This is a genomic window from Lysobacter sp. DMC104 (assembly GCF_056313665.1).
Genome location: NZ_JBQUZW010000002.1, coordinates 305667 through 319517, shown reverse-complemented (window position 1 = coordinate 319517; position 13851 = coordinate 305667). Strand labels below are relative to the sequence as shown.

The following is a 13851-nucleotide window of genomic DNA, read 5'->3' as shown; positions in this document are numbered from 1 at the left end:
GGACGCCCCGTCCCGCGGGTCGCGGCGCGCGGACTGCTAGAATCGCGGCCTCTTCAGGGCGGGGTGGAAGTCCCCACCGGCGGTAGGCGCGGCGACGTCCGCGCGAGCCCGCGAGCGCTTCCGGCATCGCCGGAAGGTCAGCAGACCCGGTCGAATGCCGGGGCCGACGGTCACAGTCCGGATGGAAGAAGCATCGACGCAGCCGCCTACGCGGAGCCTGCGCCGTGCCGCCTTGGCATCACGCGACGCGAGGCGAAGTCATGTTCACAGGGTTGATCCAGTCGGTCGGCACGCTGTTGCAGCGCGAGCCCCGTGGCGGCGATGTCCGCCTCCGCATCGGTACCGGCACGCTGTCGTTCGACGATGTCGCGCTGGGCGAGAGCATCGCGGTGAACGGCGTGTGCCTGACCGTGATCGAATTCGATGCCGCGTCGTTCGCGGTCGACGCGTCCACCGAAACGCTGGCACTGACCACGCTCGGCGGCCTCGCGATCGGCGCGCCGGTGAACCTCGAACGCGCGATGCTGCCGACCGATCGCCTCGGCGGGCACCTCGTCAGCGGCCACGTCGACGGCGTCGGCCGCGTGCGCGAGGTATGGCCGGACGCGCGTTCGCAGCGCTGGCGCTTCGAGGTGCCGGCGGCGCTGCGCAAGTACATCGCGACCAAGGGTTCGATCTGCGTCGACGGCGTCAGTCTGACCGTGAACGGCATCGACGACGACGGCTTCGAGGTCGCGCTGATCCCGCACACCGTCGCGCACACCGCGTTTTCGGCGACGCAGGTCGGCGACGCGGTGAACCTGGAGGTCGACCTCGTCGCGCGCTACGTCGAACGCTTGCTGGCAGCGCGGGACGGGGCATGAGCGCGCCGCAATCGCCCGCACCCGCGACGCGTGGCTTCCCGAAACTGCCGGCCCGCTACGCCGCGTTCGTGATGCCGCTGCTGCTGTCGATCTTCATGACCGCGATCGTCTCGCTGGTCAGCACGCTGCGCAGCGTCGGTCTGGTGGACGGCGTCGTGGCGCTGTGGCTGGGCGCCTGGGGCATGTCGTGGCTGATCGGCTTTCCCACCTTGCTGCTGGTGCTGCCGCTGGTGCGGCGGCTCACGGCCTGGCTGGTGGATGCGCCATGACACCGCGGCCCGCCCTGTCGCCCGCCGCGGCTCCTTTCCTTTCCCGAGGTCGCGACACATGACGTTCAACACGATTCCCGAACTGCTGGACGAACTGCGTGCCGGGCGCATGGTGGTCATCGTCGACGACGAGGACCGCGAGAACGAAGGCGACCTGATCATGGCCGCCGAACTGGTGCGGCCGCAGGACATCAACTTCATGGTCACGCACGCGCGCGGCCTGGTGTGCCTGTCGCTGACGCGCGAGCGCTGCCGCCAGCTCGGACTGCCGCCGATGGTGCGCGACAACACGTCGCCGCATCACACCAATTTCACCGTGAGCATCGAGGCCGCCGAGGGCGTGACCACCGGCATCAGCGCCTACGATCGCGCGCACACCGTGCGCACCGCGGTGCGTCCCGACGCCAGGCCGCACGACCTGTCGCAGCCGGGGCACATCTTCCCGCTGATGGCGCAGCCCGGCGGCGTGCTCACCCGCGCCGGCCACACCGAGGCCGCGAGCGATCTCGCGCTGTTGGCCGGTTTCGAGCCCGCCGGCGTGCTGGTCGAGATCCTCAACGCCGACGGCACCATGGCGCGGCGCCCGGAACTGGAAGTCTTCGCCCGCGAGCATGGGCTGAAGATGGGCTCGATCGAAGCGCTGATCCGCCATCGCCTCGCCACCGAGCATACGGTCGAGCGCGTCGACGTGCGCGAGATCGAGACCGAGCATGGCCCGTTCCGCCTGCACACCTACCGTGACCGCATCGGCCACGGCCTGCATTTCGCGCTGCTGCGCGGCGAGGTCGACGCCGACGCGCCGACGCTGGTCCGCGTGCACATGCAGAACCCGCTGGCCGACGCGCTGCACTGGCGCCGCGCCGACTTCGGCCCGGCCGTGGGCGACGTGCTGGCGCGGATCGCCACCGAGGGCCGCGGCGCGCTGGTCCTGCTGGGCGAGCCGCAGGGCGCGGACGCGCTGCTGGCGCGGATCCGCGAGCAGCCGGAGCCGCCCGCCCGTGGCGGCGCGATGGCCGAATGGCGCCGCAACGGCGCCGGCAGCCAGATCCTCGCCGACCTCGGCCTCGGCCGGCTGCGGGTGCTGGGCACCCCGCGCAAGCAGGTCGGCCTGGCCGGCTTCGGGCTGGAAGTCGTGGAGTACGTCGCGCTCTGAGCGGGGATCGGGGCCGCTTGTCTTCCTCCCCCGCCTGCGGGGGAGGATCGAGGTGGGGGGTGACTGCACCGGCGCGCCCCCATCCCGGCCTTCCCCCGCATGCGGGGGAAGGTGCACACCCGGGCGGCTGAAAGTCTCTCCGCCGCGTCGCGACACTGGACCAGCTCGTCGGGCAGGGCCGCCGTCTTTCTTCCTCCCCCGCCTGCGGGGGAGGATCGCGATGGGGGCGGCTACAATAGCCGACCCCCTCTGTCCGCAAGCCCTTTCCCATGCCCCATTTCGAAGGTGATCTGCGCGCCCCCGCCGGCGCCCGGTTCGCGATCCTCGCCAGCCGCTGGAACCCGCGCATCACCGAGCAGCTCGTGGCCGGCGCGCGCGAGGCGTTCGTCGCCCACGGCGTGGCCGAGGACGCGGTCGACGTGATCCGCGTGCCCGGCGCGTGGGAACTGCCGGTGACCGCCGCCCACCTCGCCGGTGCCGGTGGCCACGCCGCGCTGGTCGCGCTGGGCTGCGTCATTCGCGGCGACACCCGCCACTACGAGCAGGTCGCCGACGGCTGTTCCGAGGCGCTGATGCGGGTGTCGCTGGATTCCGGCGTGCCGGTCGCCAACGGCGTGCTCGCGGTCGACCGCTACGAGGACGCCGTGGCCCGCGCCGGCGGCAGCCACGGCAACAAGGGCGAAGAGGCGGCGCTGGTCGCCATCGAGATGGCGAACCTGCTGGAGAAACTGGCATGAACAAACCGCATCATCGCCGTCAGGACGGCGTCGATCCCGTGCTGCGCACCCGCGCCCGTCGCCGCGCACTGCAGGCCGTGTATGCGTGGCAGCTGTCCGGCGCCACCGCGCGCGACATCGTCACCCAGTTCGCCCACGAGCAGGCACGCGAGATCGCCGACCTTGCGTACTTCGAGGACCTCGTCCACGGCGTCGAGACGCATCTTGCGACCCTCGATGCGGCGCTTGCGCCGCACCTCGACCGCACGATCGACGAGGTCGACCCGATCGAACGCGCCGCGCTGCGCATCGCCGCCTACGAGTTCGCCCGTCGCGAGGACGTGCCCTACCGCGTCGTCATCAACGAGGCGCTGGAATCGGTGAAGCGCTTCGGCTCCGAACACGGCCACACCTACGTCAACGGCGTGCTGGATCGCCTCGCGGCGGACCTGCGCGGTGTCGAGGTGAAAGCGGCGCGAAGCTGATCCGATCATGCGCGCCGGCTTGTTCCGTGCCTCGCACCCGCTGCTGTCGGGGCTGGCGCTGTTGGCGGGATGTAGCGGCATGAAGGAACGTGCGCTGGAGCACAGCGTCGAGCAAGTCCGTGCACGCGCCCTTCGCGCGATCGACGTGACGAAGTGCGAGCGCGAAGGTGACCACGTGCAGGGCGTTGGCATGTTCGGCACGCCGTCGTGCGTCATGCCGTTCGCCGATGCAGCGAAATCCTGTCTCGACGAATCGGATTGCCAGGGCGCCTGCATCGCGCCCCCCGAAGCGCGTCCCGGCGATCGCATCTCCGGCGCGTGCCAAGCGGATACCGCGGCGCTTTTCGGATGCAACAATCTCGTGTCGCTGGGCATGGTCGTCGCGGGCATGTGTCTCGATTGATGCCGATGCCCGAATTCGACCTCATCGCCCGCATCCGCGCCCGCGCCGCATCGCGCGACGACGTGGTGCTGGGCATCGGCGACGATGCGGCGATCCTGCGCATGCCGCCGGGCCGTGACCTCGTTGTCGCGATGGACACGCTCAATACGGACGTGCATTTCCCGGCTGACACCGCGCCGGCCGACATCGGCTGGAAGGCGCTGGCGGTGAACCTGTCCGACCTCGCCGCGATGGCCGCGACGCCGGCGTGGTGCACGCTGTCGCTGTCGCTGCCGGACTCCGATGCCGCGTGGGTCGACGCCTTCCTCGACGGCTTCCTCGGCCTCGCGTCGCGCCACGACGTCGCGCTCGTCGGCGGCGACACCACGCGCGGGCCGCTGTCGGTGTGCGTGACCGTGCACGGTTTCGTCGAACCGCGCGGTGCGCTGCGTCGCGGCGATGCGCGCGTCGGCGACGACGTGTGGGTCACGGGCACGCTCGGCGATGCCGCTGCGGCGCTGCGGCAGTGGCAGGCGGGTGCCGCGATCGATCCCGCGCTGCGCGCACGCCTTGACCGGCCAACGCCGCGCGTCGCGGTCGGACGCGCACTGGCCGGTGTCGCGCACGCCTGCATCGACGTGTCCGACGGCCTGCTCGCCGATCTCGCGCACGTGTGCCGTGCCAGCCGCGTCGGCGCACGCATCGACGTCGATGCGTTGCCGGCATCCGGCGCACTGCGCGCCGCGTTCGACGGCGACACGCGCCGCACGGTGCAGGCCGCGGGCGGCGACGACTACGAACTGTGCTTCACCGCACCGAAGACCGCGCGCCTCGCGATCGAAGCGGCACTGCTCGACACCGATGTGCTTGCGACGCGCATCGGCATGATCGTGGCCGGCAGCGGCGACATCGCCGTCGTCACCGCCGATGGCGTCGCGTGGACGCCGCCGCGCAGCGGTTATGAGCATTTCGCGGGCTGAGCGTCGCGACAATTCGCCGGCCTGCTGTTGTAGGAGCGACGTGAGTCGCGACCCCGCGCGGCATCTGGTCGCGACTCACGTCGCTCCTACAGAAGCAGACGACGCGCCGCTTCTGTTTCCGTTGTCATCCCGAGCGCAGCGAGGGACCTGCTTTGTGCGTCTTGATTTGACGCTTCCGGGTCGCGACTCACGTCGCTCCTGCAAGAGCAGAGCATCGCGACTTCAATCCGCGAACGCCGCGCCCACGCGTTCGCGCAGCGCCGGCACGACCTCGGCCTCGAACCATGGATTCGCCTTGAACCAGCCGACGTTGCGCGGGCTGGGATGCGGCATCGGCAGCAGCGCGGGTCCGTAGTCGCGCCATGCACGCACGGTGTCGGTGAGCGTGGCCTTGCGTCGGTCGCCGAGGAAATACGCCTGCGCGTACTGCCCGAACAGCAGCGTCAGCCTGACCTTCTTCAGTTCCGGCAAGAGCCGCGGATGCCACGTCGCGCGACATTCCGGGCGCGGCGGTGCGTCGCCGCTGCCCTGTCGGCCGGGATAGCAGAAGCCCATCGGCACGATCGCGATGCGCGCCTCGTCGTAGAAGTCATCCGGCGTCATGTCGAGCCAGCCGCGCAGCCGTTGTCCGCTGGCGTCGTTCCACGGAATGCCGGTTGCGTGGACCTTCGTGCCCGGCGCCTGGCCCACGATCAGCACGCGCGCCGTGTCGCTCGCGCGCAGCACCGGCCGCGGGCCCAGCGGCAGCTGCGCTTCGCACTGCGTGCACGCGCGGATCTCGCGCAGCAGCGTGTCGAGTTTGCGGCTCACGGCAGCAGCTTGCCCGGGTTGAGGATGCCGTCGGGATCGAAGACGGCCTTGAGTTGCCGCATCACCGCGAGCGTCGGTGCGTCGATCGCCTGCGGCATGAACGCGCGCTTCGCGAGGCCGATGCCGTGCTCGCCCGAGAGCGTGCCGCCGAGCGACAGCGTCAGCGCGAACACCTCGGCCATCGCGGCTTCGGCGCGCGTGCGCTGCGTGGCGTCGGCGGGGTCGTACATCAGGTTCACGTGCAGGTTGCCGTTGCCGGCATGGCCGAAGCAGACGATCGGCAGCGCGTGCGTGCGTGCCAGTGCCTGCACGCCGGCGACGAGTGCGGGAATGCGCGACACCGGCACGACCACGTCCTCGTTGATCTTGCCCGGCGCGAGGTCGCGCAGCGCCGGCGACAGCGCCTTGCGTGCGGCCCACAGCCGCTCGCGCGCAGCTTCGTCCGGCGCAAGATCGACCGCGAGGCAGCCGTCGCCGTCCGCCGCGGCGCGCAGCGCATCGAGCGCAGCGGGCAGCGTCGCCGCATCGCCGTCGGCTTCGATCATCAGCAGCGCGCCGGCGTCGTCGGGCAGGTCGCTCGCGCCGGTCTGTGCACGCATGCGTTCGCGGGCGAGTCCGAGCGCGAGGCCGTCCATGAATTCCAGCATCGACGGCGTGGCCGGCTGCGCCATCAATCGCGCGACCGCGGCGGCCGCGGCATCGACGTCGCGATACGTCGCGCGCAGCGCCGCGCGCGCGGCGGGCGAAGGCGCGAGCTTCAGCGTCGCTTCGACGATCAGCGCGAGCGTGCCTTCGCTGCCGACCAGCAGGCGCTGCAGGTCGTAGCCGGTCGCGCCCTTGGTGGTCGCGCTGCCGCAGTGGATGAGTTCGCCGGCGCCGGTGACGGCCGTCAGCGCGAGCACGTTGTCGCGGCTGGCGCCGTATTTCACCGCGCGCGGGCCGCCGGCATTGCAGGCGAGGTTGCCGCCGACGGTGGAGAAATCGGCGCTGGTGGGATCGGGCGGCCAGAACAGCCCGTGCGGCCGCAGTGCGCGCTGCAGGTCGCCGTTGAGCACGCCGGGCTCGACGATCGCGCAACGGTCTCCCGGGCGGATGTCGACGATGCGATTCATGCGCTCGAACGACACCACGACGCCGCCGTCGACCGGCACCGACGCGCCGGTGGTGTTGGTGCCGCGTCCGCGTGCGATCACCGGCACGCGATGCGCGCGGCAGGCGCGCACCAGCGCGACGATCTGGTCGGCGTGCGTCGGCAGTGCCACCGCATCGGGCATCGCCTGCCGCCGCGAGTTGTCGTAGCCGTAGGTCAGACGTTCACCGGCCTCCGTGCGCAGCCCGTCGCCGAGCAGATCGGCGAGCGTGCGCAACAGGTCGGCGGGGAGCGTGGTCATGGCGCGATTGTAGGGCGGGCCCCGGCCCGCCGTTTCGCGATTGCGGCGGCGACCGCCAGCGCGATCACCGGCAACCACACCCACTGCAACTCCGACCAGAGCACCGTCAGCCCGCGCGCGCTGAAGAACCGCGCGCCGATCGGCGAGACCGCGATCGGCCGCCACGGTGCGAAGAAGCGTTCGTGCGACGCCGGCCACAGCAGCGCGACGCCGAGACCGCCGCTGGTCAGCGCGTCGAGGAGCGGATGCGAGAGCGTGCACAGCGCGACGAAGGCGAACGCGCGCCAGCGTCCGCTGCGCAGCCACGGCGCGGCAGTCGCGGCGAGCACGCCCAGCACGAGCGCGAACACGATCGAATGGGTCGCACCGCGATGGCCGAACTGGTCGGCGTAAGCGATGCCGAGCCTGAACGCGACGGTGTCGAAATCCGGCGCCATCGACGCGATGACGCCGGCGGCGACCAGCCGCGGCGGCAGCGCGCGGCGTCCCAGCGCGAGCCCGGCCGCGAGCGGCACGACGGCGTGGGTGAAGATCGTGGGCATGCGAACGCTAGACGTCGTCGGCGCGGAAGGCGTCGCGCAGCCACGTGAACGTCGGTGCCTCGGGATCGCCGCTGGCGTCGATCACGTCGAAGCGGCAGGGCAGGCGGGCAAGCTCGCGATGCGCGGCGAGGAAACATTCGGCCGCGAACACCAGCTTGCGCCGCTTGCCGGCGTCGACCGAGGCCGCGCCGCCGCCGAAGCGGGCGTCGCGGCGGTAGCGCACTTCGATGAAGACGACGGTGTCGCCGTCGCGCATCACCAGGTCCAGTTCGCCGCCGCGGGCGTTCGCGTTGGCGGCGATCGGAACAAGGCCGTGCTCGCGCAGATGGGCGGCGGCGAGCGCCTCGATGGCGGCGCCCTGCGCGCGGCGCGAGGTGCGCGGCTCAGCCGCCACTCTTCGCCAGCGCCACGATCTGGCCGTCGGCGAACACCGACCACGCCGGCGAGCGCACGACGTTGCCGATGCCGTCCAGTCGCAGCTGGCCGGTGGCGCCGGGCAGCGCACGATCGGCGCGCTGGGCGATGGCATCGAGATAGCCGGTCAGCAGCCACGCGTCGTAGCCGAACGCGAACAACTTCGCGGCCGGGCCGCGGGCCGAGGCCAGCGCCTTGCCGGTGGCGTCCGCCGGCGGCAGGCCGGGCAGGCCCTGCACGGTCCAGGTTTCGGTCGGGAAGGCGATGCCGTCCAGCGCGCGGTCCTGGTCCGGCTTGCCGGTCCCCGACAGCAGCTGCGCCGTCGCCACGCGCGGCTTGGCGCCGAGGCCGGCGGCGACCAGTTGCGGCGCAACGGCCCGCGCCTGCGTGCCCTTCAGCGCGAGGAACACGGCGTCGACGCCGCCTTCCTTCTGCGTCGCGGCCTGCAGCGCGGCGGTGGCGTCGGCCGGCTTGTCGGCGACGGTGAGGGTCTCGACCACCACGCCGCCGCGGCCGGCGAGGTGTTCGCGGAAGGCGGTGGCGCTGCGGCGCAGGCCGTCGTCGCTGCCCACCAGCACCAGCACCCTGCGCACGTTGCGCGACAGCAGGTATTCGGCGGCGGCGATGCCGTCGTCCTCCGGCGCCAGCGCGAAGCTGGCGTTGCCGGACGGTGGGGCCTCGGGACCGCGGTTCAGCGCCAGCACCGGCACCTTCAGCCCGGTTTCCTTGAACAGCGCGGCGACCTGCTCGCGGCCAAGCGGGCCGACGACGTAGTCCGCGCCGTCCTCACCGGCCTTGCGGTAGGCGGCGACCGCGCCGGCCGGCGTGCTGCCGGTGTCGTAGAACGCGACGTCGGGGCGGGCGCGGTGTTCGCCGTAGTAGCCGGCCAGCAGGCCGTCGCGCACCGGCGTGGAGGCGGCGGCCATGTCGCCGGTCAGCGGCAGCAGCACGGCGAGCTTGCGCGGCGGGCGGTAGCCGTCGCGGTCGGCGGCGGTGCGGCCGTCGGCGCTGAAGCGCCAACCGGCGCCTTCGCGGTCGAACGGGCGGGGCAAGGGCTGGCCGCGGCGCATCAGTTCGCGGCCGGCGAAGTTGTAGAGCGGATCGCCTTCACCCATGCGCCCGGCTTCGACGGCGAGGGTGGCGGTGTCGATGCCGGCGAGCAGGCGCTCGATCTCGCGCGCGGCGTCGGTGCGGGGTTGACCACTCATCGAGGCGTGGTTCCGGGCCAGGGTCGACGCCTGGGCGATCACGGGGTTCACGCGGTAGACGGCGGCGTTGTTCGGCTTGGTCGGCGGCGGCACGCAGGCGCTCAGGCCCAGGCCCAGGCCCAGCAGACCGGCGCAGACCAGCGCCCTCGGCCAGCCCTTCAACCCGGACATTTCCTTCGCTTTCATCGACATCGGCGCAACCCCACGGCGGAATCGTTAGGATTCTACCCGCCCACGACGAAGCCGAGCGAGCCGAACCCGATGTCTTCCCCCGCCGCCGCCGGCATCCTGCACGTGGTCGCCACGCCGATCGGCAACCTCGCCGACCTCTCGCCGCGGGCGCTGTCGACCCTGCGCGGGGTCGCCGCGATCTGTGCCGAGGACACCCGCCACACTCGGCAGCTGCTGTCCCACCATGGCGTCGAACAGTCGCTGATCGCGCTGCACGAGCACAACGAATCCGGCGTGGCCGAACGCCTCGTCGCCCGCCTGCTGGCCGGCGAATCGCTGGCGCTGGTGTCCGACGCCGGCACCCCGCTGGTCAGCGACCCCGGGTTCCGGCTGGTCGCCGCCGCCCGCGCCGCCGGGGTGAAGGTCAGCCCCGTGCCCGGCCCCAGCGCGCTGATCGCCGCGCTCAGCGTGGCGGGGCTGCCCAGCGACCGGTTCGCGTTCGAGGGTTTCCTCCCGGCCAAGACCGGCGCCCGCCGCGAGCGCCTGGCCCGCCTCGCCGGCGAGGCGCGCACCCTCATCTTCTACGAGGCCTCGCATCGCATCGAGGAGACGCTGGCCGACGCCGTCGCCGCGTTCGGGGCGGATCGCCCGGCCGCGGTCGCCCGCGAACTCACCAAACTGTTCGAGACCGTCCTCGACGGCACCCTCGCCGCGCTCCATGCCCGCGTCGCCGCCGACGCCGACCAGCGCAAGGGCGAATTCGTGCTGCTGGTGCAGGGCGTGGCCGACGAGGAGGCCACGAAGATCGCCGAAGGCCGGCGCATCTACGCGCTGCTCGGCGCCCACCTGCCGCCGTCGACCGCCGCGAAGCTGGCGGCGGAACTGTCCGGCGCACCGCGGAAGGCGTTGTACGGCGGCCCGTCCGGCACGCCTGACGCGGAATGACGACGGCTCACTCCGCGCCGCGCGCCTTCAGCACCCGGGCGTAGGCCTTGTCCTCCACCAGGATGTGGTCGGACAGCCAGCGGCTGAGGTAGACCAACAGTTCCTCGCCGACGCTGCCTTCGCCCGCGGCATGGCGCTGTTCGCAGGCTTCGAGCATGCGCACGAAGGCCGCATGCGCGGCGGCGTGGTCCTCCGCTGACTCGTATCGGTAGACCTGGAACATCGCCTCTTCGTAGGCGAAATGGACGCGGGTGTAGTTGCGCAGGCGTTCCAGCACCCGTTGCAGCATGAAGCCGCCGCGGCCCTGCGCGATGGCGTCGCCGAGGTCGTTGATGCAACCGATCAGCAGGCGATGCTGGCGATCCACCGATTCCAGTCCCACCGACAGCGACGACGACCACTCGAGAAAGGGCATTCCAGGAGCCTCCGGCAGATTTCGGGCATGACGATCCCTGCGTGCCCCGCGTCGAAGCGGGGCGCGTGCGGATCCGGTGCGGGAAAAGGGCGGTCCGGCGCGCGGACGCGGGACGGGTCAGGCGGTTGCGGCGGCAGTGAATTCGTCGTAGGCGCGCACGGCCTCGGCGGCGTACATCAGGGTCGGACCGCCGCCCATGTAGGTGCAGACCGCAAGCGTTTCCATGAGCTGTTCGCGGGTGACGCCGAGGCGGATCAGTGCCTTGACGTGGAAGCCGATGCACGCGTCGCAGCGCGAGGACACGCCGATCGCGAGGGCGATCAGTTCCTTGTGGAGGGCGTCGATCGCGCCGGCCTTGAGCGACGCCTGGGCCATCGCGCTGAAGCCCTTCATGGTGTCCGGGACTTCGTGGCGCATCGCCGCCAGCGCCGTGGAGACGTCATCCGTGATCCGGGTGAAGGATTTGCCTGCCATGGACACCTCGTCGGCATTTGGGGGGATGCATTGACTCTCCCTCTTGTCGAGGCTGCATTCCTTGCGCCGGATCAATCCCGTGCGATGTGCGACAATCCGCCCCGGCAGAGCCGGCCAGACAGTCGCGTCATCCCTTGCGGATGCCGAGGAAAGTCCGGGCTCCGCAGGGCACGGTGCCAGGTAACGCCTGGGCGGCGCGAGCCGACGGAAAGTGCAACAGAAAGATACCGCCCAAGACCGCGAAAGCGGGACGGCAAGGGTGAAATGGTGCGGTAAGAGCGCACCGCGAGTCCGGCAACGGACCGGCACGGCAAACCCCACCGGGAGCAAGGCCAAATAGGGAGACGATGTCGTGGCCCGCGACGTCTCCGGGTAGGCTGCTTGAGCGTATCGGTGACGATGCGCCCAGAGGAATGACTGTCCACGACAGAACCCGGCTTATCGGCCGACTCTGCCCCTTCACCTCCATCCCCTGTCCCGCGCGCCGGTTTCCCCGGCGGGCGGGACGGGCGGCTGCGCCCGTCCGCGGGCCCGGACGACGCCTCGCGGGCGGATCGGCTGCGAACCGGACCGGGTTCACCTTTCCGAGGGCGCGGGGGCGGCCACCAGGAAGGCCCGACCGAAGGTCTGGAGTCTCAAAATTTGAGACGAAACAGGGGGTTGTGGATAAACCTTGAACTTGTCTGTGAACATGGCTGCAAGCCATTGACGCACATAGTGAATTCCGTCGCAGAAAGCTGTTGACAACCCTGTGTGGCGCTCCTAATGTGGCGGCCTGTGGGAAAACCGGGTGAATCGTGGTTTTCCGTGTTCACCAAGCCCGCTGCAGACGGGCCAGACCAGGCAGGCCGTTGTGTTCCAAGGTGAGACCGCCATCACGATCGACGACAAGGGCCGGCTGGCGATTCCCACCGCCTACCGGGACGTCATCGCGCAGGCGTGCGACAGCCACCTGGTCATCACCTACAACCCCTTCGAGTCCGGTTCGCTGTACCTCTACCCCCGTCCGGTGTGGGAGAAGGTCCGCGACCAGGTCAACGCATTGCCGCGCACCAAGAGCGTCAGCCGCAGTCTGCAGCTGAAGCTGGTGGGCGCCGCCACCTTCGTCGAGCCCGACGCCAACGGCCGCATCGGCATCCCGGCCAGCCATCGCAGTGCGGTGGGCATCGACAAACGCGCCGTGCTGCTGGGCATGGGCGACAAGTTCGAATTGTGGAGCGAGCAGGCGCACCACGCGCAGATCCGCATGACGCTGAGCGATGCGGACCTGGGCGAGGCGATGCTCGATCTGCAGCTGTGACCGCGGGTGGTGCGGGTCCGGTACCCGCCCACCTTCCGGTGATGTTCGAGCAGGTCATGGACGGGCTGCGGGTTCGGAAGGATGGAACGTATCTCGATGGCACCTTCGGGCGTGGCGGACACGCGCGTGGCGTGCTGGAGCGTCTGGGTGACGGAGGCCGGCTGCTGCTGATGGACAAGGATCCCGAAGCGATCCGCGTCGCCGAACTGGCGTTCGGCGCGGATACGCGCGTCGCCGTCCGTCGCGGCAGCTTCGCCGCGCTCGCCGGCTGGGATCGCGTCCGCGAGGGCCTCGATGGCGTGCTGTTCGACCTCGGCGTGTCCTCGCCGCAGCTCGACGTGGCCGAGCGCGGCTTCAGCTTCGGCAAGGACGGCCCGCTCGACATGCGCATGGACCCGGACGCCAGCGAAAGCGCCGCGGAATGGCTGGCCCGCGCCGGCGAGCGCGAGATCGCCGACGTCCTGTGGACCTACGGCGAGGAGAAGCAGAGCCGGCGCATCGCCCGCGCGATCGTCGCCCGCCGCGCCGACACGCCGCTGCTGCGCACCGCGCAGTTGGCCGACCTGATCGCCTCGGTCGTGCCGCGCGGCGCGCAGAAGATCCACCCGGCCACGCGCAGCTTCCAGGCGATCCGCATCTTCGTGAACCGCGAGCTGGAAGACCTGACCCGCGGCCTCGAGGCCGCCGTCGCCGCGCTCAAGCCCGGCGGCCGCCTCGCGGTGATCAGCTTCCACTCGCTGGAAGACCGCATCGTCAAGCAGTTCATCGCCGGCCTTGCCAAGCCGCCGCCGGCCAACCGCCGCATGCCGGTCGAAATCGCGTTCACGCCGACCCTGCGCATCGTCGGCGACGCGTTGAAGGCCGACGAGGCCGAGACCACTGCCAACCCCCGCGCCCGCAGCGCCGTGCTGCGCGTGGCCGAGAAGCTGCCGTCGCCGGCGCAGGGGGCGGCCGCATGAGTCTGCGTCTGATCCTCGCCGTGCTGGTCCTCGCAAACGTGATCTCCGCGGTCGGCGTGGTCGACGCGCGCTACCGCCATCGCCAGTTGTTCTTCCAGCTGACCCGGCTGGAGCAGGCCCGCGACGCGCTCAACATCGAATTCAGCCGGCTCCAGCTGGAGCAGGCGACGTGGGCGGAAAGCCACCGCATCGACACGATCGCGCGCGATCGCCTCGGCATGCGTCCGCCGGAACCCGCTGACACGGCGGTGCTGCGCCCATGACCACGCGCCTGGCCGACTGGATCGAATCCCTGCGTGAACGCGCCCGCCGCGCGAGCGACCGCCGCGGCCCGGCGCCGCGTGGCCGCGCGCGCTTCGACCTGCGCGGCCGGC

The 13851-nt window shown here is 71.3% G+C and carries 18 protein-coding genes, 1 other RNA gene and 1 riboswitch; of the genes, 12 read left to right on the top strand and 7 right to left on the bottom strand.

The window, feature by feature from the left end:
• Positions 1 to 45 precede the first annotated feature (45 nt).
• A riboswitch (FMN riboswitch) is annotated at positions 46 to 197 on the top strand.
• A 63-nt stretch (positions 198 to 260) separates the two neighbouring features.
• The 7 genes from ACT53R_RS04355 to thiL all read left to right on the top strand — a co-directional run bounded on the left by ACT53R_RS04355 (position 261) and on the right by thiL (position 4848).
• Positions 261 to 863: a riboflavin synthase gene (locus tag ACT53R_RS04355; protein WP_476170610.1), complete on the top strand. Its 603-nt coding sequence runs from the start codon at positions 261 to 263 to the stop codon at positions 861 to 863.
• The gene (locus ACT53R_RS04350) at positions 860 to 1132 is read left to right on the top strand and encodes a DUF2798 domain-containing protein (protein WP_476170609.1); all 273 of its coding nucleotides are present in this window, start codon (positions 860 to 862) and stop codon (positions 1130 to 1132) included. The genes ACT53R_RS04355 and ACT53R_RS04350 overlap by 4 nt, the downstream gene beginning before the upstream one ends.
• 58 nt (positions 1133 to 1190) lie before the next feature.
• Complete coding sequence (gene ribB / locus ACT53R_RS04345) at positions 1191 to 2285, top strand: 3,4-dihydroxy-2-butanone-4-phosphate synthase (RefSeq protein ID WP_476170608.1); 1095 nt, start codon at positions 1191 to 1193, stop codon at positions 2283 to 2285.
• A 269-nt stretch (positions 2286 to 2554) separates the two neighbouring features.
• Positions 2555 to 3022, top strand: a complete 468-nt coding sequence (gene ribH / locus ACT53R_RS04340; protein ID WP_476170607.1) for a 6,7-dimethyl-8-ribityllumazine synthase — start codon at positions 2555 to 2557, stop codon at positions 3020 to 3022.
• A complete protein-coding gene (nusB, locus tag ACT53R_RS04335) occupies positions 3019 to 3486 on the top strand; it encodes a transcription antitermination factor NusB (protein ID WP_476170606.1) in 468 nt (155 codons plus the stop codon). Before ribH ends, nusB begins: the two co-directional genes overlap by 4 nt.
• A 79-nt stretch (positions 3487 to 3565) precedes the next feature.
• Positions 3566 to 3889, top strand: a complete 324-nt coding sequence (locus tag ACT53R_RS04330; RefSeq protein WP_476170605.1) for a hypothetical protein — start codon at positions 3566 to 3568, stop codon at positions 3887 to 3889.
• Between the two features lie 5 nt (positions 3890 to 3894).
• Positions 3895 to 4848: a thiamine-phosphate kinase gene (thiL, locus tag ACT53R_RS04325; RefSeq protein WP_476170604.1), complete on the top strand. Its 954-nt coding sequence runs from the start codon at positions 3895 to 3897 to the stop codon at positions 4846 to 4848.
• Positions 4849 to 5070: 222 nt separating this feature from the next.
• Here the strand turns inward: thiL and ACT53R_RS04320 are convergent, their stop codons facing one another.
• Genes ACT53R_RS04320 through ACT53R_RS04300 form a run of 5 tightly spaced genes read right to left on the bottom strand, consistent with a single transcriptional unit; the run spans position 5071 to position 9405 of the window.
• Positions 5071 to 5658, bottom strand: a complete 588-nt coding sequence (locus tag ACT53R_RS04320; RefSeq protein ID WP_476170603.1) for a uracil-DNA glycosylase family protein — start codon at positions 5656 to 5658, stop codon at positions 5071 to 5073.
• Positions 5655 to 7049: an FAD-binding oxidoreductase gene (locus tag ACT53R_RS04315; RefSeq protein WP_476170602.1), complete on the bottom strand. Its 1395-nt coding sequence runs from the start codon at positions 7047 to 7049 to the stop codon at positions 5655 to 5657. The genes ACT53R_RS04320 and ACT53R_RS04315 overlap by 4 nt, the downstream gene beginning before the upstream one ends.
• Positions 7046 to 7591: a metal-dependent hydrolase gene (locus ACT53R_RS04310; protein WP_476170601.1), complete on the bottom strand. Its 546-nt coding sequence runs from the start codon at positions 7589 to 7591 to the stop codon at positions 7046 to 7048. The genes ACT53R_RS04315 and ACT53R_RS04310 overlap by 4 nt, the downstream gene beginning before the upstream one ends.
• 7 nt (positions 7592 to 7598) lie before the next feature.
• Positions 7599 to 7985, bottom strand: coding sequence for a YraN family protein (locus tag ACT53R_RS04305; protein WP_476170600.1), 387 nt, complete (start codon positions 7983 to 7985; stop codon positions 7599 to 7601).
• A complete protein-coding gene (locus ACT53R_RS04300; RefSeq protein WP_476170599.1) occupies positions 7975 to 9405 on the bottom strand; it encodes a penicillin-binding protein activator in 1431 nt (476 codons plus the stop codon). The genes ACT53R_RS04305 and ACT53R_RS04300 overlap by 11 nt, the downstream gene beginning before the upstream one ends.
• Positions 9406 to 9474: 69 nt before the next feature.
• Here ACT53R_RS04300 and rsmI point away from each other — a divergent pair, with 69 nt between their 5' ends.
• Positions 9475 to 10329 carry a 16S rRNA (cytidine(1402)-2'-O)-methyltransferase gene (rsmI, locus tag ACT53R_RS04295; protein WP_476170598.1) on the top strand — a complete coding sequence of 285 codons (855 nt, stop codon included), beginning with the start codon at positions 9475 to 9477 and terminating at the stop codon, positions 10327 to 10329.
• 7 nt (positions 10330 to 10336) lie between these two features.
• Here rsmI and ACT53R_RS04290 read toward each other — a convergent pair whose 3' ends face one another.
• Entirely contained in the window at positions 10337 to 10744 is a 408-nt protein-coding gene (locus ACT53R_RS04290) for a bacteriohemerythrin (protein ID WP_476170597.1), read from the bottom strand.
• A gap of 117 nt (positions 10745 to 10861) precedes the next feature.
• Positions 10862 to 11218: a carboxymuconolactone decarboxylase family protein gene (locus ACT53R_RS04285; RefSeq protein ID WP_476170596.1), complete on the bottom strand. Its 357-nt coding sequence runs from the start codon at positions 11216 to 11218 to the stop codon at positions 10862 to 10864.
• Positions 11219 to 11324: 106 nt separating this feature from the next.
• On the opposite strand from ACT53R_RS04285, the gene rnpB reads away from it, so the two are divergent.
• The 4 genes from rnpB (at position 11325) to ftsL (ending at position 13740) form a co-directional block, all read left to right on the top strand.
• An RNA gene (gene rnpB / locus ACT53R_RS04280) (RNase P RNA component class A) lies at positions 11325 to 11675 on the top strand.
• Positions 11676 to 12071: 396 nt separating this feature from the next.
• Complete coding sequence (mraZ, locus tag ACT53R_RS04275; RefSeq protein WP_476170595.1) at positions 12072 to 12518, top strand: division/cell wall cluster transcriptional repressor MraZ; 447 nt, start codon at positions 12072 to 12074, stop codon at positions 12516 to 12518.
• Positions 12515 to 13477 carry a 16S rRNA (cytosine(1402)-N(4))-methyltransferase RsmH gene (gene rsmH, locus ACT53R_RS04270; protein ID WP_476170594.1) on the top strand — a complete coding sequence of 321 codons (963 nt, stop codon included), beginning with the start codon at positions 12515 to 12517 and terminating at the stop codon, positions 13475 to 13477. Before mraZ ends, rsmH begins: the two co-directional genes overlap by 4 nt.
• Positions 13474 to 13740, top strand: coding sequence for a cell division protein FtsL (gene ftsL, locus ACT53R_RS04265; RefSeq protein ID WP_476170593.1), 267 nt, complete (start codon positions 13474 to 13476; stop codon positions 13738 to 13740). The genes rsmH and ftsL overlap by 4 nt, the downstream gene beginning before the upstream one ends.
• Positions 13741 to 13851 lie beyond the last annotated feature (111 nt).

Excerpts from the sequence above, each read along its gene's own strand:
- ACT53R_RS04355 (WP_476170610.1), top strand. The coding sequence starts at position 261 with ATGTTCACAGGGTTGATCCAGTCGGTCGGCACGCTGTTGCAGCGCGAG.
- ACT53R_RS04350 (WP_476170609.1), top strand. The coding sequence starts at position 860 with ATGAGCGCGCCGCAATCGCCCGCACCCGCGACGCGTGGCTTCCCGAAA.
- ribB (WP_476170608.1), top strand. The coding sequence starts at position 1,191 with ATGACGTTCAACACGATTCCCGAACTGCTGGACGAACTGCGTGCCGGG.
- ribH (WP_476170607.1), top strand. The coding sequence starts at position 2,555 with ATGCCCCATTTCGAAGGTGATCTGCGCGCCCCCGCCGGCGCCCGGTTC.
- nusB (WP_476170606.1), top strand. The coding sequence starts at position 3,019 with ATGAACAAACCGCATCATCGCCGTCAGGACGGCGTCGATCCCGTGCTG.
- ACT53R_RS04330 (WP_476170605.1), top strand. The coding sequence starts at position 3,566 with ATGAAGGAACGTGCGCTGGAGCACAGCGTCGAGCAAGTCCGTGCACGC.
- thiL (WP_476170604.1), top strand. The coding sequence starts at position 3,895 with ATGCCCGAATTCGACCTCATCGCCCGCATCCGCGCCCGCGCCGCATCG.
- ACT53R_RS04315 (WP_476170602.1), bottom strand. The coding sequence starts at position 7,049 with ATGACCACGCTCCCCGCCGACCTGTTGCGCACGCTCGCCGATCTGCTC.
- ACT53R_RS04310 (WP_476170601.1), bottom strand. The coding sequence starts at position 7,591 with ATGCCCACGATCTTCACCCACGCCGTCGTGCCGCTCGCGGCCGGGCTC.
- ACT53R_RS04300 (WP_476170599.1), bottom strand. The coding sequence starts at position 9,405 with ATGTCGATGAAAGCGAAGGAAATGTCCGGGTTGAAGGGCTGGCCGAGG.
- rsmI (WP_476170598.1), top strand. The coding sequence starts at position 9,475 with ATGTCTTCCCCCGCCGCCGCCGGCATCCTGCACGTGGTCGCCACGCCG.
- ACT53R_RS04290 (WP_476170597.1), bottom strand. The coding sequence starts at position 10,744 with ATGCCCTTTCTCGAGTGGTCGTCGTCGCTGTCGGTGGGACTGGAATCG.
- ACT53R_RS04285 (WP_476170596.1), bottom strand. The coding sequence starts at position 11,218 with ATGGCAGGCAAATCCTTCACCCGGATCACGGATGACGTCTCCACGGCG.
- ftsL (WP_476170593.1), top strand. The coding sequence starts at position 13,474 with ATGAGTCTGCGTCTGATCCTCGCCGTGCTGGTCCTCGCAAACGTGATC.